This is a genomic window from Streptomyces sp. NPDC047880 (assembly GCF_040706515.1).
In the GTDB taxonomy this organism is placed as follows: Bacteria; Actinomycetota; Actinomycetes; order Streptomycetales; family Streptomycetaceae; genus Streptomyces.
This window is the reverse complement of sequence record NZ_JBEZOK010000025.1, coordinates 1-24,344: the sequence shown is the minus strand read 5'-3', so window position 1 is coordinate 24,344 and position 24,344 is coordinate 1. Positions and strand designations below refer to the sequence as shown.

At 72.3% G+C, this 24,344-nt stretch carries 19 protein-coding genes; 12 read left to right on the top strand and 7 right to left on the bottom strand.

Annotated features, from left to right (window positions below; all coding sequences use genetic code 11):
• Positions 1-144 precede the first annotated feature (144 nt).
• From AB0937_RS30050 to AB0937_RS30035, 4 genes are all read left to right on the top strand, one after another.
• On the top strand, positions 145-978 hold the full coding sequence (locus AB0937_RS30050) for a response regulator transcription factor (RefSeq protein WP_366715979.1): 834 nt from the start codon (positions 145-147) through the stop codon (positions 976-978).
• Positions 975-2,465, top strand: a complete 1,491-nt coding sequence (locus tag AB0937_RS30045) for a HAMP domain-containing sensor histidine kinase (RefSeq protein ID WP_366715977.1) — start codon at positions 975-977, stop codon at positions 2,463-2,465. Before AB0937_RS30050 ends, AB0937_RS30045 begins: the two co-directional genes overlap by 4 nt.
• A gap of 235 nt (positions 2,466-2,700) precedes the next feature.
• Complete coding sequence (locus AB0937_RS30040) at positions 2,701-3,858, top strand: alkaline phosphatase PhoX (RefSeq protein WP_366715975.1); 1,158 nt, start codon at positions 2,701-2,703, stop codon at positions 3,856-3,858.
• 130 nt (positions 3,859-3,988) lie between these two features.
• Complete coding sequence (locus AB0937_RS30035; protein WP_366715973.1) at positions 3,989-4,507, top strand: NUDIX hydrolase; 519 nt, start codon at positions 3,989-3,991, stop codon at positions 4,505-4,507.
• A 156-nt stretch (positions 4,508-4,663) separates the two neighbouring features.
• Here AB0937_RS30035 and ppdK read toward each other — a convergent pair whose 3' ends face one another.
• Positions 4,664-7,357, bottom strand: coding sequence for a pyruvate, phosphate dikinase (gene ppdK, locus AB0937_RS30030; protein ID WP_366716177.1), 2,694 nt, complete (start codon positions 7,355-7,357; stop codon positions 4,664-4,666).
• Positions 7,358-7,816: 459 nt separating this feature from the next.
• Positions 7,817-9,043, bottom strand: a complete 1,227-nt coding sequence (locus tag AB0937_RS30025; RefSeq protein WP_366715972.1) for an ROK family protein — start codon at positions 9,041-9,043, stop codon at positions 7,817-7,819.
• A gap of 220 nt (positions 9,044-9,263) precedes the next feature.
• On the opposite strand from AB0937_RS30025, the gene AB0937_RS30020 reads away from it, so the two are divergent.
• The 3 genes from AB0937_RS30020 (at position 9,264) to AB0937_RS30010 (ending at position 14,928) form a co-directional block, all read left to right on the top strand.
• Positions 9,264-10,577, top strand: coding sequence for a hypothetical protein (locus AB0937_RS30020; RefSeq protein ID WP_366716175.1), 1,314 nt, complete (start codon positions 9,264-9,266; stop codon positions 10,575-10,577).
• Positions 10,574-12,511, top strand: coding sequence for a glycogen debranching N-terminal domain-containing protein (locus AB0937_RS30015; protein ID WP_366715970.1), 1,938 nt, complete (start codon positions 10,574-10,576; stop codon positions 12,509-12,511). The genes AB0937_RS30020 and AB0937_RS30015 overlap by 4 nt, the downstream gene beginning before the upstream one ends.
• A 758-nt stretch (positions 12,512-13,269) precedes the next feature.
• Positions 13,270-14,928, top strand: a complete 1,659-nt coding sequence (locus AB0937_RS30010) for a sulfatase-like hydrolase/transferase (protein ID WP_366716174.1) — start codon at positions 13,270-13,272, stop codon at positions 14,926-14,928.
• On the opposite strand, the gene dusB is transcribed toward AB0937_RS30010, so the two are convergent.
• Positions 14,929-16,062 carry a tRNA dihydrouridine synthase DusB gene (dusB, locus tag AB0937_RS30005; RefSeq protein WP_366715968.1) on the bottom strand — a complete coding sequence of 378 codons (1,134 nt, stop codon included), beginning with the start codon at positions 16,060-16,062 and terminating at the stop codon, positions 14,929-14,931. It abuts the gene before it with no gap.
• A 78-nt stretch (positions 16,063-16,140) separates the two neighbouring features.
• Between dusB and AB0937_RS30000 the strand changes: the two genes are divergently transcribed.
• Positions 16,141-16,797: an MFS transporter gene (locus tag AB0937_RS30000; RefSeq protein ID WP_366715966.1), complete on the top strand. Its 657-nt coding sequence runs from the start codon at positions 16,141-16,143 to the stop codon at positions 16,795-16,797.
• 29 nt (positions 16,798-16,826) lie between these two features.
• Complete coding sequence (locus AB0937_RS29995) at positions 16,827-17,636, top strand: hypothetical protein (RefSeq protein ID WP_366715964.1); 810 nt, start codon at positions 16,827-16,829, stop codon at positions 17,634-17,636.
• Here the strand turns inward: AB0937_RS29995 and AB0937_RS29990 are convergent.
• Entirely contained in the window at positions 17,618-18,538 is a 921-nt protein-coding gene (locus AB0937_RS29990) for a helix-turn-helix transcriptional regulator (RefSeq protein ID WP_366715962.1), read from the bottom strand. The genes AB0937_RS29995 and AB0937_RS29990 overlap by 19 nt on opposite strands.
• A gap of 102 nt (positions 18,539-18,640) precedes the next feature.
• Here AB0937_RS29990 and AB0937_RS29985 point away from each other — a divergent pair, with 102 nt between their 5' ends.
• The gene (locus AB0937_RS29985) at positions 18,641-20,074 is read left to right on the top strand and encodes an MFS transporter (protein WP_366715961.1); all 1,434 of its coding nucleotides are present in this window, start codon (positions 18,641-18,643) and stop codon (positions 20,072-20,074) included.
• A gap of 115 nt (positions 20,075-20,189) precedes the next feature.
• The gene (locus AB0937_RS29980) at positions 20,190-20,396 is read left to right on the top strand and encodes a hypothetical protein (protein WP_366715959.1); all 207 of its coding nucleotides are present in this window, start codon (positions 20,190-20,192) and stop codon (positions 20,394-20,396) included.
• A 38-nt stretch (positions 20,397-20,434) separates the two neighbouring features.
• On the opposite strand, the gene AB0937_RS29975 is transcribed toward AB0937_RS29980, so the two are convergent.
• The 3 genes from AB0937_RS29975 to AB0937_RS29965 all read right to left on the bottom strand — a co-directional run bounded on the left by AB0937_RS29975 (position 20,435) and on the right by AB0937_RS29965 (position 22,819).
• Positions 20,435-21,028: a TetR family transcriptional regulator gene (locus tag AB0937_RS29975; protein ID WP_366715958.1), complete on the bottom strand. Its 594-nt coding sequence runs from the start codon at positions 21,026-21,028 to the stop codon at positions 20,435-20,437.
• 26 nt (positions 21,029-21,054) lie between these two features.
• Positions 21,055-22,059: an aldo/keto reductase gene (locus AB0937_RS29970; protein ID WP_366715956.1), complete on the bottom strand. Its 1,005-nt coding sequence runs from the start codon at positions 22,057-22,059 to the stop codon at positions 21,055-21,057.
• A gap of 142 nt (positions 22,060-22,201) precedes the next feature.
• Positions 22,202-22,819, bottom strand: a complete 618-nt coding sequence (locus AB0937_RS29965; RefSeq protein ID WP_366715954.1) for a LysE family translocator — start codon at positions 22,817-22,819, stop codon at positions 22,202-22,204.
• Between the two features lie 335 nt (positions 22,820-23,154).
• On the opposite strand from AB0937_RS29965, the gene AB0937_RS29960 reads away from it, so the two are divergent.
• Entirely contained in the window at positions 23,155-24,258 is a 1,104-nt protein-coding gene (locus AB0937_RS29960; protein ID WP_366715952.1) for an endonuclease/exonuclease/phosphatase family protein, read from the top strand.
• The last annotated feature ends 86 nt before the right edge of the window (positions 24,259-24,344 follow it).

The following is a 24,344-nucleotide window of genomic DNA, read 5'->3' as shown; positions in this document are numbered from 1 at the left end:
AAGTCCAGCACCAGGCCAGCAATTGAACATTCTTTGCCCTCATTCCCAGATCCGGCGTCTTCTTGTAGCGTGTGGACTCCCAGGCAGGGAATGCGAATTGACGCTGCCCGGATTTCATGCCGGTTTCACGGAGAGACAGGACCCATGGGCCTACGAGTGCTGCTCATCGAAGACGACGAGACGATCGCCGAGCCGCTCACCGAAGGGCTCGGCCACTTCGGGCTGGCGGTCGACCACGTCGCCACCGGGACGGACGGCCTGAGGGGGCCGTACAACGACGTCGTCCTGCTCGACCTGGGGCTGCCGGACATGGACGGCATCGACGTCTGCCGCGGCATCCGGCAGGTCTCGGACGTGCCCATCGTCATCCTCAGCGCGCGCGGCGAGGAGGCCGACCGCGTGCTGGGGCTGGAGCTGGGTGCCGACGACTACCTGGCGAAACCTTTCAGCGTGCGGGAACTGGTCGCCCGCGTGCGCGCGGTGACCCGCCGCACGCACCGCACTGCACAGGCACCGCAGGCCTTCCCGGAGACGCCGGGCACCCGGGCCGTCCCCGAGCCGCCGCCGTACGAACCGGCTCCGGCCCCCGCCCACGAACCGGCGCCGGCACTGTCCTACGAGCCCCCGGCGACCACCTCGTACGACCCCGCCCCGGACCCGCCGCACGACCCGGGCCCGCTCGTCGTGGACCGCCGCACCCGCCAGGTCTGGGTGGGTGACGCCCCGGTCCCGCTCACGCCCAAGGAGTTCGACCTGCTGGCGCTGCTCAGTGAGGATCCGGGCGCGGTCTACTCGCGGCAGCAGATCCTCGACCGCGTCTGGGACCCGCACTACGACGGCCCGACCAAGACCCTGGACGTCCATGTGGCCGCGCTGCGCCGCAAATTGGGGCACCCGGCGTGGATCAGGACGCTGCGGGGCGTCGGCTTCCGGCTGTCCGTGCACACGGAACCCGCCGCACAGGTGGCCTCTCCGTGACCCGCCGGCTGCTGCTCAGCTATCTCAGCCTCGCGGCGCTGGTGCTGCTCTGCCTGGAGATCCCGCTGGGCTTCGTCTACTCGCGCGGTGAGCGGGAGCGGGTCGTCAACGCGGCCAAGGACGAGGCCGAGTCGGTCTCCGCGTACGCCGCGCTGTCCCTCGCGGCGGGCCGGGCCGCGCAGGACCTTCCCGCGCGGGTGGCGCACTGCGCGGAGCGCATCGGCGGGAAGGTGGTGGTCGTCGACGCCTCGGGCACGCCACTCGCCACCTCGCACCCGCTGGACATCGAGATGTCCGGCTCGCTGGCCGCCCGGCCGGGGATCTCGGCGGCGCTGCGGGGCGCCTCGACCGTGGACGTGCGCACTTCGAGGATCGGCGGTGTGGAGTACCTGTCGGTGGCCGCGCCGGTCGGCCAGGAAGCACGGCCGGTGGGTGCCGTGTGGCTGACGGTGCCGACTCGGACGGTGCACGAGCGCGTCCACCACGTGTGGCTGCTGCTCGCCCTGGGCGGACTGGCCGTGCTGACGGCGGTGGCCGTGGTCGGCTTCGCCTTCGCCCGCTGGGCCGGCCGCCCCATCCGGGAACTGGAAGACGCGACGCACGAGTTGGCGGAGGGGGGCGGCCGGTTCACTCCGGTGACGGTCACGAAGGGGCCGCCGGAAGTACGCAGTCTGGCCGCCGCGTTCAACCACACCGCCGCCCGGCTCGCCCATCTGCTGGCGTCCCAGCGGGCGTTCGCGGGCGAGGCCTCGCACCAGCTGAAGACGCCCCTGGCGGCGTTGCGGCTGCGCCTGGAGAACCTGGAGCCGGACATCGCCGCCCGGGCCCGGGGCAGCCTCACCGCCGCCGTCACCGAGACGGACCGGCTGGCCCGGATGGTCGAGCACCTGCTGGCCATGGCCCGGCTGGAGGAACATGCGGCGATCCCCGCCGGTGTCGACCTGGGGGCGGTCTGCGCGGAACGGCACCGGACGTGGCAGCCCCTGTTCGAGCGGGAGGGTGTCTCCCTCGTGCTCTTCTCGGGGAGCGCGGGCCCGGTGCTCGCGGTGCCGGGGGCCGTCGAGCAGATCCTGGACAACCTGCTGTCCAACGCCCTGCGGGCGTCCCCGGCGGGCAGCACCGTCACGATCGAGCCGCGGCTCCAGGCCCCTCCCAGGCGGGCGTTGCGCGACGGCCGGCCGGGCTGGGTCGACCTGCACGTCACCGACGAGGGCCCGGGCATGACGGAGGAGCAGCGGATGCGTGCCTTCGACCGTTTCTGGCGCGCCCCGGGCGCCCCCAAGGGCGGTACGGGGCTCGGTCTCGCCCTGGTGCAGCGCCTGGCCCACGCCAGCGGCGGCGAGGCGGCCCTGCGCGAGGCGGCGACCGGCGGTCTGGACGTGGTGATCCGGCTGCCCTCCGCGCGGCCGCCGGGCGAGCCCGGCCCCGGCCCGGGCGGCGACCGCCCGAGGAGGCCGAGACGGGAGGCACCGGCACTGCCGGCGTAACCGCCGGGGTGCGGTCCCCACGACGCCGGGACGCCCCGACGACAAGGCCGGCCCGACCGCCGTGACGCGGGCGCGCAGGCGCCGGCACCCGGCACCCGGCACCCGGCAAGCCGCCGTACGGCCACGAGGTGGCCATGCTCCGTCAACCCGGCACCCGTAGCGTCCTGTGTGCCTCCCCCACGCACGACCCTGCCGTCGACCGGCGGCGGGGCGGTACGCCACCTCTGGAGTGAGAGTGGAACGTCGTAGCCTTCTGCGTGCGGCCGTCGTCGGCGGCACATCGGCCGCTCTGGGCGGAACCCTGTGGCGCGGCGCCGCGTACGCGGCCCCGGCCCAGCCCGGCACCGGCCCCTACGGGCCGCTGGGTTCCCCGGACGCCAACGGCATCAGACTTCCCGCCGGCTTCACCAGCCGCGTCATCGCCCGGTCGGGCCAGCGGGTCGGGACCACGTCGTACACCTGGCACAACGCCCCGGACGGCGGCGCCTGTTACGCCGACGGCTCGGGCTGGATCTACGTCTCCAACTCCGAGATCAACCCCTCCGGCGGCGCCGGCGCGGTGAAGTTCTCCTCGACGGGCGCGATCACCGGCGCGTACCGCGTCCTCTCCGGCACCCGGCAGAACTGCGCGGGTGGCAAGACGCCGTGGAACACCTGGCTGTCCTGCGAGGAGGTGGACCGGGGCTACGTCTATGAGACGGACCCGTGGGGCACGAACGCGGCGGTGCAGCGCGCGGCGATGGGCCGCTTCAAGCACGAGGCGGCGGCGGCCGACCCGGTGCGCAGGGTGATCTACCTGACCGAGGACGAGACGAACGGCCGCTTCTACCGCTTCGTGCCGTCGGCCTGGGGCGATCTGTCCTCCGGCACACTCCAGGTGATGGTCGCGGGCAGCGCCACCAGCGGCTCCTTCACCTGGGCCGATGTCCCCGACCCGGACGGCTCCCCCACCGCCACCCGCTCCCAGGTCGCCGGGTCCAAGTCCTTCAACGGCGGCGAGGGCTGTCACTACGCGAACGACACCGTCTGGTTCACCACCAAGGGCGACAACCGCGTCTGGCAGCTCAACCTCCTCGACGACACGTACGAGCTGGCCTACGACGACTCCCTCGTCAACGGCACCGCCCCCCTCACCGGCGTCGACAACATCACCGGCAGCTCCTCCGGCGACCTGTTCGTCGCCGAGGACGGAGACAACATGGAGATCTGCGTGATCACCCCGGACGACGTCGTCGCCTCGTTCCTGCGCGTCGACGGCCAGTCCGCCTCGGAGATCACCGGCCCGGCCTTTTCCCCGGACGGCTCGCGCCTGTACTTCTCCAGCCAGCGCGGCACCAGCGGCAGTTCCTCGGGCGGCATCACCTACGAGGTGACGGGGCCGTTCCGCTCGTAGCCACCGGCCCCGCGGTCGGGGTCGCGTGCGGCACCCGAGCCCGGCACGCCGGTGACCATCGGCGGGTACGGCCGTTCCACCGGTTGGGCAGTTCGCAGCGGGCTGTCCAACCGACGGAAGGGACTTCACCGTGGACACGACCGTGCCCGCCACCGACGTACCACTCGTGCTGCCGCGCGCCGAGTGGGTCAAGACGTTGCCGCAGACCATCGTCGCGTCCTGCGTCCTGCTGCTCGACGCCGAGGACCGGATCCTGCTGCTGCGCTACGCCGGGGGCCAGCCCGCCGCGGGGCTCTGGGGACTGCCGGGCGGCATGCTCGACCACGGTGAGGACCCCGTCGGTGCCGCACGCCGGGAGCTGCACGAGGAGACCGGCATCGCCCTGGAGGAGGACATGCGCTTCCTCGGGTACGACCACCGGGCCGACGTGCTGGAGACGGGGCCGGTGATCGACTTCTACTTCCACGGCGGCCGGCTCCCGGCCGGACAGCCCGTCCGGCGCAGCTCGGAGCACGACCAGCACGGCCTGTTCGCCCTCGCGGACCTGGAGTCCACCCCGCTCGCGACCGGGCTGCCCACCCTCACCGCCCTGCTGACCGCGGCCCGCACCGGCACGGCCGTATGCCTGCGGGACGGCCTGCCGCACTGACCACCGCCGGGCCTTGAACGGTACGCGGGAACGGAACGCGCGAGAGCGGGGCGGCACCTCCGCACAGGTGCCGCCCCGCTCTTCATCGTGCGCCGGAGCCGCCGCGATCGGTGAGGGTCGGGGACCGCCGACGGCTCCGGGTTCTCTGCCCCCGGGTCAGCGGTGGTCGCTGCCCTGGGACCGGACCGCCGCCCGGCCCGCCTCCAGGCGGGCCACCGGGATGCGGAACGGGGAGCAGGAGACGTAGTCGAGTCCGACCTCGTGGAAGAAGTGGACCGACTCCGGGTCGCCGCCGTGCTCGCCGCACACGCCGAGCTTGAGGTCGGGCCGGGTCTCGCGGCCGGCCTTGGCGGCCAGCTTCACCAGCGAGCCGACGCCGTCCTTGTCGATCGTCTCGAACGGGGAGACACCGAAGATGCCCTTCTCCAGGTACGCGGTGAAGAAGCTCGCCTCCACGTCGTCCCGGGAGAAGCCCCACACCGTCTGGGTGAGGTCGTTCGTGCCGAAGGAGAAGAACTGCGCGGCCTCGGCGATCTGACCGGCGGTCAGTGCGGCGCGCGGCAGCTCGATCATCGTGCCGATGGACAGCTTCAGCTGCGCACCGGAGGCCGCCTCGACCTCGGCGATGACCGCGTCGGCCTCCTCGCGCACGATCTCCAGCTCCTGGACCGTGCCGACGAGCGGGATCATGATCTCGGCGCGCGGGTCGCCCTTGGCGGCCTTGCGCTCGGCCGCGGCCTCGGCGATCGCCCGGACCTGCATGGTGAACAGGCCGGGGATGACCAGGCCGAGACGCACACCGCGCAGACCCAGCATCGGGTTCTGCTCGTGCAGGCGGTGGACCGCCTGGAGCAGGCGGAGTTCGTTCTCGTGCGGCTCCTGGCGGGACTCCGCCAGGGCCACGCGGACGGACAGCTCGGTGATGTCCGGCAGGAACTCGTGCAGCGGCGGGTCGAGCAGGCGGACGGTGACCGGCAGGCCGTCCATCGACTCGAAGAGCTGCACGAAGTCCTGCTTCTGCAGCGGCAGCAGCTGCTTGAGGGACTCCTCGCGCTCGGTGTCCGTGTCGGCCAGGATCAGCCGCTCCACCAGCTCGCGCCGGTCGCCGAGGAACATGTGCTCGGTGCGGCACAGGCCGATGCCCTGGGCGCCGAAGCGGCGGGCGCGCAGCGCGTCCTCGGCGTTGTCGGCGTTGGCACGCACCCGCAGGCGGCGCTTGCGGTCGGCGAAGGCCATCATGCGGTGGACGGCCTCGACCAGTTCGTCGGCGTCGTCGGCGCCCGGGTGCATCCGGCCCTCGAAGTACTCCACGACCGGCGACGGCACGACGGGTACCTCACCGAGGTAGACCTTGCCGGAGGAGCCGTCGATGGAGACGACGTCACCCTCCTCCACGACGTGTCCGCCCGGGACCGTCATCCGGCGGCGCTTGGTGTCGACCTCCAGCTCCTCGGCGCCGCAGACACAGGTCTTGCCCATGCCGCGGGCGACGACGGCCGCGTGGGAGGTCTTGCCGCCGCGGGAGGTCAGGATGCCCTCGGCGGCGATCATGCCGTCCAGGTCGTCGGGGTTGGTCTCGCGGCGGATCAGGATGACCTTCTCGCCGGAGCGGGACCACTTGACGGCCGTGTAGGAGTCGAAGACGGCCTTGCCGACGGCCGCGCCCGGGGAGGCGGCGATGCCTCGGCCGACCTGCTCGACCTTGGCGCTCTCGTCGAACCGCGGGAACATCAGCTGGGCGAGCTGGGCGCCGTTGACGCGGGTGAGCGCCTCTGCCTCGTCGATCAGGCCCTGGTCCACCAGCTGGGTCGCGATGCGGAAGGCCGCGCCCGCGGTGCGCTTGCCGACGCGGGTCTGGAGCATCCACAGCACACCGCGCTCGATGGTGAACTCGATGTCGCAGAGGTCCTTGTAGTGGTTCTCCAGCGTCTCCATGATCTGCATCAGCTGGTCGTACGACTTCTTGTCGATCTGCTCCAGCTCCGCGAGCGGCACGGTGTTGCGGATGCCGGCGACGACGTCCTCGCCCTGGGCGTTCTGCAGGTAGTCGCCGTAGACGCCCTGGTGGCCGGAGGCGGGGTCGCGGGTGAAGGCGACACCGGTGCCGGAGTCGGGGCCGAGGTTGCCGAAGACCATGGAGCAGACGTTGACGGCCGTGCCCAGGTCGTGCGGGATGCGCTCCTGACGGCGGTAGAGCTTGGCCCGGTCGGTGTTCCAGGAGTCGAAGACCGCGTGGATGGCGAGGTCCATCTGCTCGCGCGGGTCCTGCGGGAAGTCCCGGCCTGCCTCGGTCTTGACGATCTTCTTGAACTTGGTGACGAGCTTCTTGAGGTCGGCGGCCTCCAGCTCGGTGTCGACCGTGACCTTCTTGGCCGCCTTGGCCGCGTCCAGCGCGTCCTCGAAGAGCTCGCCGTCGACGCCCAGGACGGTCTTGCCGAACATCTGGATGAGGCGACGGTAGGAGTCCCATGCGAACCGGTCGTCGCCGGCCTGCTTGGCGAGGCCCTGGACCGACTTGTCGGAGAGGCCGATGTTGAGGACGGTGTCCATCATGCCGGGCATGGAGAACTTGGCGCCCGAGCGCACCGAGACCAGGAGCGGGTCGTCGGCCTGGCCGAGCTTCTTGCCCATGCGGGCCTCGAGCGCGTCGAGGTGTGCGCTCACCTCGTCACGCAGTGCCGCCGGTTCCTCGCCGCTGTCGAGGTAGGTCTTGCAGGCCTCGGTGGTGATCGTGAAGCCGGGCGGGACCGGCAGACCGAGGTTCGTCATCTCGGCGAGGTTCGCGCCCTTGCCACCGAGGAGGTCCTTGAGGTCCTTGTTGCCCTCGGTGAAGTCATAGACGAACTTCACGCCCTCAACGCTCGCGGCCTGCTCGGCTACCGGGAGATCTTTGTTTTCCGACACGGGTCTCGACTCCTCGAGGACGCGGTGGCTGCCCTGACGGCGAGGAACATACCCAGATCAAAGGCGTCTGGGTACGTCCACTCGTGCGTCATGCGCCTGTAACCACTCGTCCGCCAGCGGATCGAAAGTCAAGGCTGGGCAAGCGATCGCAGCCGCATGTTTTCACTTCTTGAACGCAAGAACCTCTCTGAAGCCTTCTGAGCGCTCATGTGAGCGGAGTTTCCGCACATTTGATTTCGCTCGATGAACGATCAAAGTGTGGCACTCAGTGCCACACTTTGAGAAGTGCAGCCGCTCAAGATCCGCTCATCTGAGCGCAACCCTTATCAGGGGTGGCGAGAATCACGCTGCCACAGCCGCCCGGATTTCACCATGCGGACGCGACTCGGGACCGAAACGCGGCCGTCACACCCCCAGCGCGCGCAGCCGCTCCTCGGCCCGCTCGGGCGCGTAGAGGTGCTCGACGACCATCGCACCTGCTCCGACCAGCGCGGCCCGCTCGCCCAGCCGTGCGGTCACCACGTCCAGGTGCGCGGTGGAGCGGGGCAGCGCCCGCTGGTACAGCAGCTCGCGCACGCCGGTCAGGAAGGGAGTTCCGGCCAGATCCCCGGCGATCATCAGGACGCCGGGGTTGAGCAGTGTCACGACGGTCGCGAGAACGTCCCCGACCCGGCGCCCCGCCTCCCGGGCGAGTCCGACCGCCTCGGGATGCCCGGCCGCCAGCAGGCCGCGCACGTCCGAGCCGGAGGCCGCCGGCACCCCGGACTCCGCCAGCCGCCGCGCCACCGCGCCACCGCTCGCGACGGCGGCCAGGCAGCCGTACGCGCCGCAGCGGCACAGCGTCTCGGCCCCCTCCGGAACCCGGATGTGCCCGATGTCGCCGGCGCCGCCGTCGACACCCCGGAAGAGCGCGCCGTCCACCACGACCCCGGCACCGATGCCGGTGGAGACCTTGACCAGCACGAAGGCGGAGCAGTCGGGGTAGCCGGCGCGCTGTTCGCCGTACGCCATGAGGTTGGCGTCGTTGTCCACGAGGACCGGTACCCCGGCGGCGCCCGCGTGCTCGGTGAGGGCCCGGGCCAGCCGGCCCGTAATGTCGTAGCCGTCCCAGCCGGGCATGATCGGCGGCTGGACGACACGGCCGGTCTCGGTGTCGACCGGGCCCGGCACCGCGAGCCCGACCCCGCAGACCGCCGCGGCCACGCACCCGGTCTTCTCCAGCAACTCGGCGAACCAGCGGCCGAGTTCGCCGAGGACGGCGTCCGGCCCGTCCTCGATGACGAGGGTGCCCGAGTGCTCGGCGAGGATCTCGCCGCTCAGCGACAGCACGGCCGCCCTGGCGTGCCGGGTGTCGAGGTCGCCGGCGAGGACGACCGCGTGCTCGTCGTCGAACTCCAAAGTGATGGAGGGCCGCCCGCCCAGCGGCGAGCCCACCGGCCCCCCGGCACCCTCGCGCAGCCAGCCCGCACGGAAGAGCCGGTCCAGCCGCTGCCCGACGGTCGCCCGGGACAGTCCGGTCGCCTGCTGCAGCGCACCCCGGGTCACGGCGCGGCGACTGCGCACCAGTTCGAGCAGATCGCCGGCGCTCGCCTGGCCTGCGCCTCGTCCGGTTCTCCCGGCCTGTCCGGTCATGCACACCCCCTTGTGTTTCCCAACCTTGCCTTACATAGTGGGTTTTGCGTGTTAAATAGACGTAACCCCACGGTAGCCGCAGCCGAACAGGCCGGCCGGATGTCTTTTCGGAGAGCCCCGAGTGGACCGCACCGCCCAACGCGCCCCACGTCCCCCAGGACGCACCGTCGCATACGATCCGGCCGGCTCCGCGCCGCCCCTGCACACCAGGGCCGCCGCCGTGCTGGAGGCCGGCTGGACGGGGGCGTCGACGGTGCCCTCGCGCAGTCTGTATCCGCACCAGTGGTCGTGGGACTCGGCGTTCATCGCGATCGGCCTGCGGCACCTGTCGCCGTTACGGGCGCAGACGGAACTCGAGACGCTGCTGGCGGCCCAGTGGGCGGACGGGCGGATCCCGCACATCGTCTTCAACCCCTCCGTCCCACTCGACGCGTACTTCCCGAGCCCCGACTTCTGGCGCTCCTCGGCCGCCGGGTGCGCCGCCGGTGCCCCGTGCGGCGTGGAGACCTCCGGGATCGTGCAGCCACCGGTCCACGCCCTGGCCGCGTGGCTGGTGCACCTCGCCGACCCGGGCCTGTCCAGGGCGCGCGGCTTCCTCACCCGGGCCTACCCCCGACTGGCCGCCTGGCACAGCTATCTCCTGCAGCGGCGCGACCTCGGCGGGCGCGGCCTCGTGTCCGTCGTGCACCCCTGGGAACAGGGTATGGACAACAGCCCCTGCTGGGACCGCCCGTTGTCCCGCGTCACCCCCGCCCCGGCCCGCTCCTTCCGGCGCGCCGACCTCGACCACGGCATCCGCGAGGACCGGCCGACGGATCTGGACTACGGGCGGTACGTGCGGCTGGCGGCCGACTACCGGGACGGCGGATACGCCGACAGGGCCGGTGACTTCGTGGTCGAGGACCCGGCGTTCAACGCCCTGCTCATCGCCTCCGAGTACGCCCTGGACCGGATCGCGCGGGAGCTGGGCGCGGCCGAACCGGACCGGCCGGGCCGCGCCGAGCGGCTGACCGCCACGCTCGTGGAGCGGCTGTGGGAGCCGTCGGCGGGCATGTTCCTGTGCCGGGACGTACGCGCCGGCGAGCTGATTCCCGAGCGCGGCGTCTCCGGTCTCGTCCCGCTGCTGCTGCCCGCCCTGCCGCGCGACCTCGCGGCCGCCCTGGTCCGCACGGTGTGCGGCCCCCACTTCGGCCTCGGCGGCACGACCCGCATGGTCCCGAGCTACGACCTGCTCGGTGACGCCTTCGACCCGCACCGCTACTGGCGCGGCCCGGCCTGGTTCAACACCAACTGGCTGCTGGAGCGGGGCCTGCGGCTGCACGGCGAGCGCGGCCGGGCCGACGCCCTGCGCAAGGGCATGCTGCACACCGCCGGCGCCTCCGGCTTCGCGGAGTACGTCGACCCGTACACGGCGCAGGCCTGCGGCGTCACCGGTTTCGGCTGGACCGCCGCGCTCACGCTCGACCTGCTGCACGACCGGCCCGCACGGGGCAGGAACGGCCTCACGGCGCTCAAGGAAGGGGACCGAGCATGACGGACCGGCACCATCTGCTCGTGCACGGCCGGACGTTCGCCGCGGTCGGCGACCGCGGTGACATCAGCGGCTACCGGGGCGGCAGCGCCCCGGACGGCATGTTCGTACGGGACGCACGGCACCTGAGCCGCTGGCAGCTCACCGTCGACGGGGCCGTGCCCGACACGCTCACCCCGGTGACCGACGGGGACACGGCGGCCTGTGTGCTCGTCCCGCGCGGCGGCCGGGACGAGCCGCCCGCGTACACGCTCTTCCGCGAACAGGCCGTCGACGACGCCTCGTTCGTCGAGTCACTGCGTGTCACCAGCAACCGCCCCACGCCGACGACGGTCCGCCTCGCGGTCACCGCCGACGCCGACTTCACCGACCAGTTCGAGCTGCGCTCCGACCACCGCACCTACAGCAAGGCCGGCGCCGTCCGCTCCCGCCGGGTCCTCGAGTACGGCGTGGAGTTCGCCTACCGGCGCGGTGAGTGGCGATCCGTCACGACCGTGACGGCCGACCCCCAGCCGGACGCCGTGGAGGAGACCGGCACCGGTGCCCGCCGCCTGGTGTGGACCCTGGACCTCGAACCGCACGGCACGGCCGAGCTGACCCTGCGGGTCATGGCCCGCCCGCACGGCGACCGGCGCGCCCTGCGCGTCCCCCGCTCCCCCTCCGCCGTCCGGGAACGACTCCGCGCCCGTGAGAGCGAGTTCGTACGGGGTGTGGACTTCCCGGCCGGCTGGCCCGAGCTGGCCGCCGCCTGCACCCGGGGCCTCGCCGACCTCGCCACCCTCCAGGTCCCGGCCACCGGCCCCGACGGCGAGGAACTGCGCGTCCCGGCGGCCGGCGCACCCTGGTTCCTGACCCTGCTGGGCCGGGACGCCCTGCTGACCTCGCTGTTCGCCCTGCCCTACCGGCCGGGCCTGGCCGCCGCCACCCTGCCCGCGCTCGCCGCGACCCAGGCCACCGGAACCCGCACCGACGAGATCGCCCAGCCCGGCAAGATCGTGCACGAGGTACGCCACGGCGAACTGGCCCACTTCGGCCAGGTCCCCTACGGCCGCTACTACGGTTCGGTCGACGCCACCCCGCTGTTCCTGGTCCTGCTCGGCGCGTACACCGAGCACACCGGCGACACCGGCCCGGCCCGCCGCCTCGAACCCCACGCCCGGGCCGCGATCACCTGGATGCTCGACCACGGCGGCCTGACCTCACGGGGCTACCTGGTCTACCGCGCCGACCAGGGCGGCCTCGCCAACCAGAACTGGAAGGACTCCCCCGGCGCCATCTGCTCCGCCGACGGCACGCGTCCGCACGGGCCGGTGACGGCGGCGGGCGCCCAGGGTTACGCCTACGACGCCCTGCGCCGCACGGCGGGCCTCGCCCGCACGGTGTGGCAGGACACCACGTACGCGCACCTGCTGGAGCAGGCGGCCGGCGATCTGCGCGACCGTTTCCAGCGGGACTTCTGGATGCCGGAGCACTCCTTCCCGGCCCTCGCGCTCGACGGCCGCGGCAAGCGGGTGGACGCGCTCGCCTCCGACGCCGGGCACCTGCTGTGGTCGGGGCTGCTGGACAAGGAGTACGGCGAACTCGTCGGCCGGCGGCTCCTCGAACCGGACTTCTTCTCCGGCTGGGGCGTGCGCACCCTGGCCGCCGGGCAGCCGGCGTACCACCCGCTCTCCTACCACCGCGGCTCGGTCTGGCCGCACGACAACGCCCTGATCGCCCTGGGCCTGGCCCGCTACGGGCTCCACGACGAGGCCCGCGCGATCGCCCACGGCCTGGTCGGCGCGGCGGCGGCGACGGGCCACCGGCTCCCGGAGGTGCTCGCCGGCTACGGCCGCGACACGCACCCGGAGCCGGTGCCGTACCCGCACGCGTGCGTGCGGGAATCCCGTTCTGCGTCTGCCCCGTTGGCGCTGCTCACGGCGGTCGGCGTGGTCTGAGGACCGGTTGGCCCGCCGTTTGCCGGGTGTTTGCCGAGCGCTGGCCCGGCGGGCTGAACACACCTGGTGGATGCACCGTACGGAACGGTGGCGGACCCGCACCCCCACCCGGGTCCGCCACCTCACTTGTTCCGCACGGGAAGGACCTCCGGGTGCCTGTCTTCACACGCTTCAGCGAGTCGTCGCAACCGGGTGACGGCATGTCCGAGGGCAGAGCCGAGGTCACGGCCGACGCCGAGGGCACGGCGGAGGCCGGGGGCGCGGCGGAGGCCGGGGGCGCGGCGGAGGCCGAGGTCGAGGTCGAGACCAGGGGCGCGGCGGAGGCCGAGGGGGAGACCAGGACCGAGGGCACGGCGGAGGCCGAGGTCGAGACCGAGACCAGGGGCGCGGCGGAGGCCGAGGTCGAGACCAGGACCGAGGGTGCGGCGGAGGCCGAGGTCGAGACCGAGACCAGGGGCGCGGCGGAGGCCGAGAGCGCGGCGGAGGCCGAGGTCGAGACCAGGACCGAGGGTGCGGCGGAGGCCGAGGTCGAGACCGAGACCAGGGGCGCGGCGGGAGGCGAAGTCGCTGCGGAGCGTGGGGGCGCGGCCGAGGCCGAAGGTGCCGCAGAGGGTGGCGTCGCGGCAGGTGCCGAGGCTGCGGCGGACGGTGGGGGCGGGGAGCCGGGGCAGGGCGAGCCGGAGAAGGGGGCGGCGGCGACCTGTCCGGCCCCGGCCCAGGCCGCCGCACGTTCCACTCCCGGTCCCCTTCCCTCGCGTCTGCGCACCTGGCGCACCCGTCACCCGCGAGCCGCCCGCGTCCTCCGGACGGCCACCACCGCCCTCGCCGCCGTCCTGGTCCTCGGCGCCCTGCTCCTGCCCGCCACGCTCCCCGCGCTGGGACCCGCCGCCTTCGCGCGAATCCCGGTGGAGGCGGTCCTCGGGGCCGTCGTCGTCCTGGCGCTGCCCCGCCGGCCCCGGCTCGCGGCGGCGGTGCTGTACGGGCTCGGCCTCACCGTGCTGACCACGGTGAACCTGCTCGACATGGGGTTCAACGAGTACCTGGGCCGGGGCTTCAACGCCGCGCTCGACTGGGACCTGCTGCCCGACGCGCTGGCGTACGTCGAGGACACGCTCGGCGGGGGCGTCGCGACGGCCGTCTCCGTGGGCGCGGTCGTGCTCGTGCTGCTCGTGGCGGCCGGCATGGTCACGGCGTCGGTCCGGCTCGCCGGTGTGCTGGCCCGCCACCGGGTGCGGGCGTCGCAGGGTGCCCTGGCCGCCGGGGTCGTCTGGGTCACCTGCTCCGCCCTGGGCCTGACCTTGTTCGGCGGGCCGATCGCCTCCGAGCGGGGCGCGGGGGCCCTCCGCGTGCACGCGCAGCGGACGGTGGAATCACTGCGGGACGAGGCGGCGTTCGCGAAGCAGTCGAAGGCGGACACCTTCGGCAACACCCCGCCCGGTGAGCTGCTGCCGGACCTGCGCGGCAAGGACGTCGTCTTCACGTTCATCGAGAGCTACGGCCGCAGCGCCATCGAGGACCCGGTCATGGCCCCCGGCGTCGACCGCACCCTGGACACCAGCACCGAGGCCCTGAAGAAGGCCGGTTTCGCCGCCCGCAGCGGGTGGCTGACGTCGGCGACCTACGGCGGCAGCAGCTGGCTCGGCCACTCCACGACCATGTCCGGCCTGTGGATCGACAACCAGCGTCGCTACCGCACGGTCAGCGCGGGCGACCATCTCACCCTCACCAAGGCCTTCCAGAAGACCGGCGCCTGGGACACGGTCGGCGTGATGCCGGGCGTGCAGAAGGGCTGGCCGGAGCAGAAGTGGTACGGCCTCGACAAGCTCTACGACGCCTTCGACCTGGGCTACGAGGGCCCGAAGTTCAGCTGGTCGACCATGCCCGACCAGTACGCGCTGGAGGCGTTCCAGCAGCGGGTGCACGGGAAGAAGCGGGACAAGCCGCTGATGTCGTTCGTCATCCTGACCTCCAGCCACCAGCCCTGGGCGCCCATCCCGAAGACGGTCGGCTGGGACGAACTCGGCGACGGCTCGGTCTTCGACGCGATCCAGAAGGCCGGCAACGAGGCTTCGGACGTCATTACCGACACCACCAAGTCCCGTGAGGAGTACGGCAAGTCCATCCAGTACTCGGTCACCAGCCTCACCCAGTGGCTGGAGCGCTACGGCACGGACGACACCGTCCTGGTCTTCCTCGGCGACCACCAGCCCATCGCCCGGGTCAGCGGCGACCACGCCTCCCGTGACGTGCCCGTGTCGATCGTCGCGAAGGACCCGAAGGTCCTGGACAAGGTGGCCGACTGGCACTGGACGGAGGGCCTCAGGCCCGAGCGCGACGCGCCCGTGTGGAAGATGAGCTCCTTCCGCGACCGCTTCCTGAAGGCGTTCGGCTCGACACCGCGCCCCTCGAAGGGCTGATCAGCCGCCGGAGGTGTCGAGCTCGGCTTCCTCGCCGACCCCGGCGCAGTCGTAGGGGTCCTTCAGCCAGCCGTCCGGCAGCACCACGCGGTTGTTGCCGGACGTACGGCCGCGGGGCCCGTCGGCGCCGGCGGGCCAGGGCTGGTCGAGGTCCAGCTCGTCCAGGCCGGAGCGCAGCTCCTCCAGGGACGAGGTGATCGCGAGACGCTTGCGCATCTCGGAGCCGACCGCGAAGCCCTTCAGGTACCAGGCGACGTGCTTGCGGAAGTCGACGACGCCCTTGGACTCGTCGCCGATCCACTCGCCGAGCAGCGTGGCGTGCCGGACCATGACGTCGGCGACCTCGCGCAGGGCGGGGCGGGCGATGTCCTCGGTGCGCCCCTCGAAGGCGGCGACCAGGTCGGAGAAGAGCCAGGGCCGCCCGAGGCAGCCGCGGCCCACGACCACGCCGTCGCAGCCGGTCTCGCGCATCATCCGCAGGGCGTCCTCGGCGGACCAGATGTCGCCGTTGCCGAGCACCGGGATCTCCGGCACGTGCTCCTTCAGCCGGGCGATGGCGTCCCAGTCGGCGGTTCCGCCGTAGTGCTGGGCGGCGGTGCGGCCGTGCAGGGCGATAGCGGTGACGCCCTCCTCGACGGCGATCCGGCCGGCGTCGAGGAAGGTGATGTGGTCGTCGTCGATGCCCTTGCGCATCTTCATCGTCACGGGCAGGTCCCCGGCGCCGCTGACGGCCTCGCGCAGGATGGCCCGCAGCAGGTTCCGCTTGTACGGCAGAGCCGAGCCGCCGCCCTTGCGGGTGACCTTCGGCACGGGGCAGCCGAAGTTCAGGTCGATGTGGTCGGCGAGGTCCTCCTCCGCGATCATGCGGACGGCCTTGCCGACGGTCGCGGGGTCCACGCCGTACAGCTGGATGGAGCGGGGGCGCTCACTCGCGTCGAAGTGAATGAGCTGCATGGTCTTCTCGTTGCGCTCGACCAGCGCCCTGGTGGTGATCATCTCGCTGACGAACAGGCCCTTGCCGCCGCTGAACTCCCTGCACAGGGTGCGGAAGGGAGCGTTGGTGATCCCGGCCATGGGGGCCAGGACGACGGGCGGCTGGACGGTGTGCGGACCGACCTGGAGGGGCGTGGACATGCCTCCATTGTGCCGTGCAATGAGAGGGCACAATTCATTAGTTAGCAACACTATCGAAGTCGGCGTACGATGGTCCGCATGCCCGAGCTCAGTCACCGCCGCCGCATGCTGGTGCTCGCGATCTGCTGCATGAGCCTGCTGATCGTGAGCCTCGACAACACGGTCCTGAACGTGGCCCTGCCCTCCATGCAGCAGGACCTGCACGCGAGCACGTCGGGCCTGCAGTGGACGATCGACGCGTACACCCTGGTCCTGGCCTCGCTGCTGATGCTCGCGGGCTCCACGGCCGACCGGATCGGCCGCAAGCGGGTCTTCATGGCGGGTCTGGTCGTATTCACCGTCGGCTCGGTGCTCTGCTCCCTCGCGCCGAACCTGGAGGCGCTGATCGCGTTCCGGATGGTGCAGGCGGTCGGCGGAACAGCGGTCTCCGGCATGCCGCGCGCCCAGGCGGGCGTCGCCGCCGCGGTCGCCTCGACGAGCCGGCAACTGGGCCAGACACTGGGCGTGGCCGTGGTGGGCGCGGTGCTGGCCTCGGGTGTCGGCGCGTCCCCGTACCGCGAGACGTTCGTGTCCGCGGCACGGCCCGGCTGGTGGATCCTCGCGGTGTGCGGTTTCGCGGTCCTGGCGCTGGGGGCGCTGACGAACGGACGGTGGGCCCGGGGCACCGCCGAGCGGGCCGCCCGGAGGCTGGAGTCGGCGGACATGCGGGATGTGCGGGTGGTCGCCGGCAGGTGATTGTCAGTGCCGTCCGCTTCACTGCCGCCATGGAGCTCACGCAAGCGACCCTCAACGACCTGCTGGCCCGGCTCGGCCCGGCGAACGGCCACCTCTACCTGCCCGCCGACCTGGACCCACAGGCCCTGACCGACCTGCTCGAGGGCAGGTACGGCGCCCCGCGCACGCTCGTCCTCGACGGGTTCACCGACCCGACGGTCGACGAATCCAGGGGCGCGGCCCTCCTCGCCCCCTTCGAGGACCGGGCCGTGAAGATACGGGCGTGGGCGTACGGGGACCAGTGGATCGGCACGGGTACGGCGCGGGACGGCGAGGGGATCGAGCGGCCGGTGCTGGCCGTCGCTCACCGGGAGGTGCCGGAGCCCCCGGCGCCCGCCCGGGACGAGGACACAGGCGCGGGCGTCGACTGGATGGAGCGGCTCACGCGCATCACCGGCTGGAGCGAGCCCGCCCGGCGGCCGGACCTGGACTGGACGGAGACGGAGTCCCGCCTGGGCACCGCCCTGCCCGGCGATTACAAGCGCATGGTGGAGACGTTCGGCGCGGGCGCCTTCGACGGATATCTGGACCTCAACCAGGAGCCGTGGACCCACTACCGGGACGAGGGCCTGCTCATCTGGGCGGGCACGGAACACGAGGACCTGTACTGCTGGAGGACCGACGGCGACGACCCCGACCGATGGCCCGTCGTGGTGCGGTCCTTCGACGGCGAGGACGTCCCCTTCGCCTACCGGACCGCGGAGTTCGTCTGCCGCATCCTCACCGAACCGCACCACCGGTTCACGATGGCCCGCTACTTCGACACCCACTGGTTCATGAACTACCGGGAGAGAGCCTGAGGGCCCGTCTCCCTGCTCAGCGCCATCGCCTGGAGCATGTCCAGCCGCTGCCGGGACTCCTCGTCCGCCGGGACGTACGTGACCATCCGCGGTCCCGCTCCCGGTGTCAGCCACAGGTCCGTGTGGTCGACGGTGATGCGGCCGACGTGGCGGTTGCGGAACTCCTTGCGCTTGGAGCGGTGGGCGACCACCTCGTGGCGGTCCCAGGCCTTGCGGAACGCGGGGGACTCGCTGTGCAGCCGGTTGAGGAGCGTCTTCCAGGCCGGCTCGGCGAGATGGCCGGCCATCGTCGCGCGGAAGCGGGCCGCCATGAGGCGCTGGGTCTCCTCCAGGTGCACGATCGAGGACTGCCACTCGGGGTGGGTGTAGGAGAGGACGATGCAGTTGCGGTCCTCGGGCGGGACCGTGTCCAGGTCGCACAGCAGCAGCCCGTAGGTGCGGTTGTGGGCGAGGATGTCGTACCGGCTGTTCTGCAGGCACGCCGGGAACGGCTCGACCTGCTCCAGCAGGGCCCGCATCGCCGGTGTGACCGAGGGGCAGGTGGTCGCCGGGGTCGGGTCGGCGGCCCCGGCGAGCTGGAAGAGGTGTGCGCGTTCGCTCGGGTCGAGCAGCAGTGCGCGGGCCAGCGAGTCGAGGACCTGCACGGAGACCTGGATGTCCCGGGCCTGCTCCAGCCACGTGTACCAGGTGACGCCCACCGCGGAGAGCTGGGCGACCTCCTCCCGGCGCAGTCCGGGGGTGCGGCGCCGACGGCCCCGGGGCAGCCCGACCTGCTCGGGGGCGATCCGCTCCCGGCGGCTGCGCAGGAAGGCCGCCAGCTCATGCCGGCGCACGTCGGTGTCGCGGGGCACGGGCTGCGCCTCGGGTCCGCGGGGCGTCGTCTCGTGCGCCGTGGTCGTCATGCGCTCCAGCATGCCCCTGCCCGGACCCTGTTTCCAGGTGGTGCCACTACCAGGATAAGAACACTCTGGTACCAGCCTGGGCGACGTCGCAGGCTCGTGACCGTGACCACCGAATCCCTTGCCCCGAGTCCCGTCCGTTCGCCCACCGCCCCCGCTCCCGTGCTCGGCGGTCTCGGGCTGTTCGCGGTGCTGCTGGCCGCGGCCCTCCCCCTCATCGACTTCTTCATCGTCAACGTCGCCCTGCCCACCATCGGCACGGACCTCGCCGCGAGCGAGTCCGTACTCGAACTCGTCGTCACCGGGTACGGGCTGTCGTACGCCGTCCTGCTGGTCCTCGGGGGCCGGCTCGGCGATCTGTTCGGCCGGCGCCGGCTGTTCCTCGCCGGGATGGCGGCCTTCGGGCTGACCTCGCTGGCCTGCGGACTGGCGCCCGGTGCCTGGTCGCTGGTCGCGGCCCGGGTCGCGCAGGGCGCGTCGGCGGCCGCGATGCTGCCGCAGGTGCTCGCCACCATCCAGGCGACCACCACCGGCCCCCGGCGGGCCAGGGCCATGGGCCTGTACGGCGCGACCGCGGGGCTGGCGATGGTCGCCGGGCAGATCCTCGGCGGGGTCCTGGTGGCCGCGGACATCGCCGGGACCAGCTGGCGTTCGGTGTTCCTCGTCAATGTGCCGGTCGTGCTCGCGGGGCTGGTGCCGGCCGTCCGGGCCGTCCCCGAGACCCGCTCGCCGCGCCCGGAACCCGTCGACGTCCCGGGCACGTTCCTCCTCGCGGCCTCCCTCCTCACCCTGCTCGTGCCGCTCACCGAGGGCCGGGCGGCGGGCTGGCCGCTGTGGACATGGCTGTCCCTGGCGGCGTTCCCCTTCGTGACGGCCGCGTTCTACGCGGTGGAGCGGCGGGCCGACCGCGCGGGCCGTACGCCGCTGGTGCCGCCGAGCCTGTTCGCGCTGACCTCACTGCGCCGCGGACTTGTGCTGGTGCTGCCCTTCTCGATCGGTTTCAGCGGGTTCATGTTCGTGATCGCGGTGGCGTTGCAGCAGGGCGCCGGGCTGAGTCCGGTCGCCGCCGGCCTGGCGCTCGCGCCGCTGGCGGTGGTGTTCTTCGTGTTCTCGCTGCTGGGTCCGCGCCTGGTCACCCGGTACGGCACCCGCGTGGTGACGGCCGGCGCCGCCCTCCAGGGTGCGGGTCTGGCCCTGATGGCGCTGGCCGCCTGGCGGTTCTGGCCGCACCTCGGCTTCGTCGAGCTGCTCCCGGGTGCGGCGGTCGCCGGTGCGGGCCAGGCGCTGCAACTCCCCGTCATCTACCGGGTGATCCTGTCCGAGGTGCCGCCCGCCCGGGCCGGGGTCGGCAGCGGTGTGATGATCACCACCCAGCAGTCGGCGCTGGCCCTCGGTGTGGCGACCCTGGGCACGCTGTTCCTGTCCCTGGTGCCGGGGATGGGCATGCGGGACGCCCTGGTCACGACGCTGCTGGTGCAGCTCGGCGGTGTCGTGCTGACCGGCCTGCTGAGCCTGCGGCTGCCCCGCACCATCGCCTGAGGTCTCTCACAGCCTGATAACGCGGTTCCGGGGAAACCCCGTTGATGTCGGTCGTGCTGCACACTCCTTGCTGCGAGCAGACCGGGACGGCGGATTCCTCGACGCGGGAGGCTTCATGGCACAGATCGACACCAGCAAGGTCAGCCGGTGGGACCAGCACGGCCGGGAGCACGTCGTGCGGGTGCACCGGTCGGGCGTGCAGCGCACGATCAGATGCGACACCTGCGGCTGGCACAGAGGCGCCCAGTTCCTCCCCTGGCTGAAGGCGGAGGAGCACCTGCTGGAGGCCCACCAGGCCACGGTCGATCCCACGGCGGCGTGACCCGGCGGCGCCACGGCGACGTGAGGAGCGCCGCCGGCCTAGGGCGCTCGCCGCAGCCCCTGCACCAGCAGGTCGACCACCGCCGCGAAGTCGGCCTCGGTGCCCGGCTCCTCCCACTCCCTGGCATAACAGGGGTCGTGGAAGCGGCCGGTGGCCTGGAAGACCGCGCGGGCGGAGGCCTCCGGGTCGCCGGCGGTGAAGTCGCCGGTCTCGACGCCGGCCTGGATGATGCGGGTCAGTTGCGCCTCCAGGTCGGTGATGTGCTCGCTCACCGCCGTGCCGTTCTCATCGGTGAGGACCGTGTACGTGGCGAACAGCTCCGGGTCCTCTCCCGCCTTGCGGCGCTTGGCGGCGAACAGCGCGGCGAGCCAGTCCCGCAGCCGGTCCTCCGGGACGCTGTCCGCGGCGACGATCCCGGACAGCTGCCCGGACGTGCGGTCCAGCCAGCGCTTGGTGACCGCCTCGCGCAGCGCCGCCTTCGTCCGGAAGTGGCGGTACACACTGCCGTGGCTGACGCCGAGAGCGCGCGCCACGTCCACGACGGTGGCCTTGGCCGGGCCGTGGCGCCGCAGCACCTCCTCGGTCGCTTCCAGGATGCGCTCGGCGGTCAGGGTCTCGCTGGTCGGTGCCATGCCCCCGACCGTACCCAAAGCCCGGTTCAGCTCTCGAGGTGCGCCATCTGGGCCGCCGGGTAGCGCTCGCCGGCGGCGGCACCGGCCGGTATCGCGGCCTCGATCGCGGCCAGGTCGGCCGGCTCCAGCGTGACGTCCAGCGCGCCCAGCGCCTCCGTGAGCCGGTCGCGGCGGCGGGCGCCGACCAGGGGCACGATGTCCTCACCGCGGGAGAGCACCCAGGCGATCGCGATCTGCGCGACGCTGACGCCCTTCTGCTCGGCGATCTTCCGCAGGGCCTCCACGAGATTCAGGTTGTGCCGGAGGTTGTCACCCTGGAAGCGCGGCGACATCGCCCGGAAGTCGCCCGCGCCGAGCTGCCGGTCCACGGTGAAGTGGCCGGAGATCAGGCCCCGGGAGAGCACGCCGTACGCCGTGATGCCGATGCCGAGCTCGCGGGTGGTGGGCAGGATCTCGTCCTCGATGCCGCGGGATATGAGGCTGTACTCGATCTGGAGGTCGGCCACGGGTGCGGTGGCCGCCGCCCGCCGGATCGTCCCGGCGCCGACCTCGCTGAGGCCTATGTGCCGGACGTAGCCCTTCTCGACGAGTTCCGCTGTCGCGCCGACCGTCTCCTCGATCGGCACGTCCGGGTCGAGGCGGGCGATGCGGTAGACGTCGATGTGGTCGACGCCGAGCCGCTGGAGGGAGTACGCGGCGAAGCTCTTCACTGCGGCGGGCCGGCCGTCGTAGCCGAGCCAGCTGCCGTCCGGGCCACGCAGGGCGCCGAACTTCACGCTGACCAGGGCCTGTTCGCGCCGGGCCGCGGGAGCGCTGCGCAGGGCCTCGCCGATCAGCATCTCGTTGTGACCCATGGCGTAGAAGTCGCCGGTGTCGAGCAGGGTGACTCCCGCTTCGAGCGCCGCGTGGATCGTCGCGATGGACTCGGTCCGGTCCGCCTCGCCGTACAGGGCGGACATACCCATGCAGCCGAGGCCGAGGGCGGACACCTGGGGGCCGGTGTTTCCGAGGGGGCGGGTAAGCATCGTCATGCCCTCCACCATGCCATGACAGCTGACAGATTTCAATATCTGTCAGTCCATACTTGTCAGCCCGGCTGGTCAGCTCCCCGCAGAAGGTCCTGCCGCCCGTCCAGGCCGACCGCGGCTACCCGCCCGTCCCGCTCGACTGCGGCTACCGCGCCGTGTACGCCAGCTTCGCCCCCAGTGCCACGAACGATCCCGCGAAGCCCCGCCGCAGCCAGGCCGTCACCCGCGGGCGGCCCACGACGTGCCGGCGCACGGACGCGGCCAGCACCCCGTAGGCGGCGAACACGGCGAAGGTCGCCAGCATGAACACCCCGCCGAGCGCCGCCATCCGCAGCACCGCGTGCGGCTCCCCGGGGTTCACGAACTGCGGCAGGAACGCGAAGAAGAAGATCGTCAGCTTCGGGTTGAGGATGTTGACCAGCACGCCGCGCACGATCACCCGCCGCGCCGACACCTCCTGGGCGGCCCCGCCCTCCTCCACCACGAGCGCCTTCTTGTCCCGTGCCGTCGCCCACGCCATGTACAGCAGGTAGGCGACACCCGCGTACTTGAGCACCTGGAACGCGGTCGCGCCGGCGTGCAGCAGCGCGGCGGCGCCGGTGACCGTGGCCAGCAGGTGCGGGACGATCCCGAGCGTGCAGCCGACGGCAGCGACGACGCCGGCGCGGCTCCCCCGGGAGAGCGCGGCGGCGAGGGTGTAGACGACGCCGGTGCCCGGCGTGGCGACGACGACAAGGGTGGTCAGCAGGAACGCGAAGCTCATGCCGCCACCCTGGCGCCGCCCCGCCCGCCGGAACAGGACCAATCACCCCCGGCACTTCAGGGCCAATCCGCCGCGCCCCGGGAACAGCGGAGGCCTCACCGCCACCCGGCAAGACTGCGGGCGCCCCGAAGAAGGACCGCAGAAGCCTCACCGCCCCCCTCTCTCCTACATGGCACCCCAGCCCCGCCCACAAGTCACCCCAGAGACCTCAACCGCCCCACCGTTCGACACGCTTCACACCCGCTCGGACAATGGAAAGTGCCGGTGAGCGGTCTCCCCGGCGGCGCCCGCCCACCCGTCGCGCGGAACTCCTGCGCCGCCCGAGGGAGCGCGCCATGACGATCCGGATCGCCACCTTCAACACGGAGAACCTCTTCCGCCGCCCCAAGGTCTTCCGCCTGCCGGGCGACAAGCAGCGCCGCGAGATCCTCGACGACTACGCCGAACTGGTCTCCCTCCTGGAGAAGGAGACCTACGACGACGACACCAGGGCCCGCGCCGCCGAACTCCTGAAGAAGTACCGGGTGCACGACTCACGCGGCGACAGGCCGTTCTTCGTCAACGAGACGCGCGGCCAGGGCACGCTGTTCAAGACGAAGGGCGGCGGCGGACACGTCACCTTCGAGATCATGGCCAAGGGCCGCTCGGGGTGGACGGGCTGGGTGGAGCTGGTCCGTGACGACCTCGACTGGGAAGTCGTGCACAACACGGGCCGCGTGGTCGCCGAGGTCGACGCGGACATCCTGCTCACGGTGGAGGTGGAGGACCGCACGACCCTGCGCCGCTTCAACGAGCAGGTGCTGGGCGCCGACCTGAAGAAGACGCCGTACCCGTACGACATGGTGATCGACGGCAACGACCTGCGCGGCATCGACGTGGGGATCCTCAGCCGCCACCCCGTCACGTCCCTGCGCTCGCACGTGTTCGACACGGACCCGGACCGCCCGGGCGCGTACCTGTTCAGCCGGGACTGCCCCGAGTACGAGATCCAGATCGGCGGTACTCCGCTGTGGCTGCTGGGCAACCACCTCAAGAGCCAGAGCGGCGACGACCCGGAGCTGCGCATCGCGCAAGCCAAGCGGGTGGCGTCGATCTACCAGGCCGCCCTGGAGCGCTCCCCCCACGTCGTGGTCGCCGGCGATCTCAACGACGAGCCGTCCAGCGAGGCGATCGGGGCCCTGCTGGGGACGGGCCTGCGGGACGTGATGAGTCACCCGTCCTACCGGGGCGCCCCGGGCACCCACGGCACGGGCACCTCCGAGAGCCAGAAGCTCGACTACGTGCTGCTGCCGCCGCCGCTGTGGGAGCAGGTGCAGCACGTGGAGGTGGAACGGCGCGGCGTCTGGGCCCCGTCCACCGTCAAGTCCTTCGACACCGTCACCTCGAAGTGGAACCGCGCCTCGGACCACGCGGCCGTCTACGTCGACCTGGACCTGTGAAACGCGGCGGTGCCGGGCCCCTCCGTGGAGGCTTCGACATCCGCACGTGGGTGACCGACGACGGAGGCTTCGCACACACCGACGGT

Bases quoted from the DNA above. Each gene is read 5' to 3' on its own strand.
- AB0937_RS29965 (WP_366715954.1), bottom strand. From the start codon at position 22,819: ATGAGCTTCGCGTTCCTGCTGACCACCCTTGTCGTCGTCGCCACGCCG.
- AB0937_RS29995 (WP_366715964.1), top strand. From the start codon at position 16,827: ATGGAGCTCACGCAAGCGACCCTCAACGACCTGCTGGCCCGGCTCGGC.
- AB0937_RS29960 (WP_366715952.1), top strand. From the start codon at position 23,155: ATGACGATCCGGATCGCCACCTTCAACACGGAGAACCTCTTCCGCCGC.
- AB0937_RS29980 (WP_366715959.1), top strand. From the start codon at position 20,190: ATGGCACAGATCGACACCAGCAAGGTCAGCCGGTGGGACCAGCACGGC.
- AB0937_RS30025 (WP_366715972.1), bottom strand. From the start codon at position 9,043: ATGACCGGACAGGCCGGGAGAACCGGACGAGGCGCAGGCCAGGCGAGC.
- AB0937_RS30015 (WP_366715970.1), top strand. From the start codon at position 10,574: ATGACGGACCGGCACCATCTGCTCGTGCACGGCCGGACGTTCGCCGCG.
- AB0937_RS30050 (WP_366715979.1), top strand. From the start codon at position 145: ATGGGCCTACGAGTGCTGCTCATCGAAGACGACGAGACGATCGCCGAG.
- dusB (WP_366715968.1), bottom strand. From the start codon at position 16,062: ATGTCCACGCCCCTCCAGGTCGGTCCGCACACCGTCCAGCCGCCCGTC.
- AB0937_RS29975 (WP_366715958.1), bottom strand. From the start codon at position 21,028: ATGGCACCGACCAGCGAGACCCTGACCGCCGAGCGCATCCTGGAAGCG.
- AB0937_RS30000 (WP_366715966.1), top strand. From the start codon at position 16,141: ATGCCCGAGCTCAGTCACCGCCGCCGCATGCTGGTGCTCGCGATCTGC.
- AB0937_RS29990 (WP_366715962.1), bottom strand. From the start codon at position 18,538: ATGACGACCACGGCGCACGAGACGACGCCCCGCGGACCCGAGGCGCAG.
- AB0937_RS29970 (WP_366715956.1), bottom strand. From the start codon at position 22,059: ATGACGATGCTTACCCGCCCCCTCGGAAACACCGGCCCCCAGGTGTCC.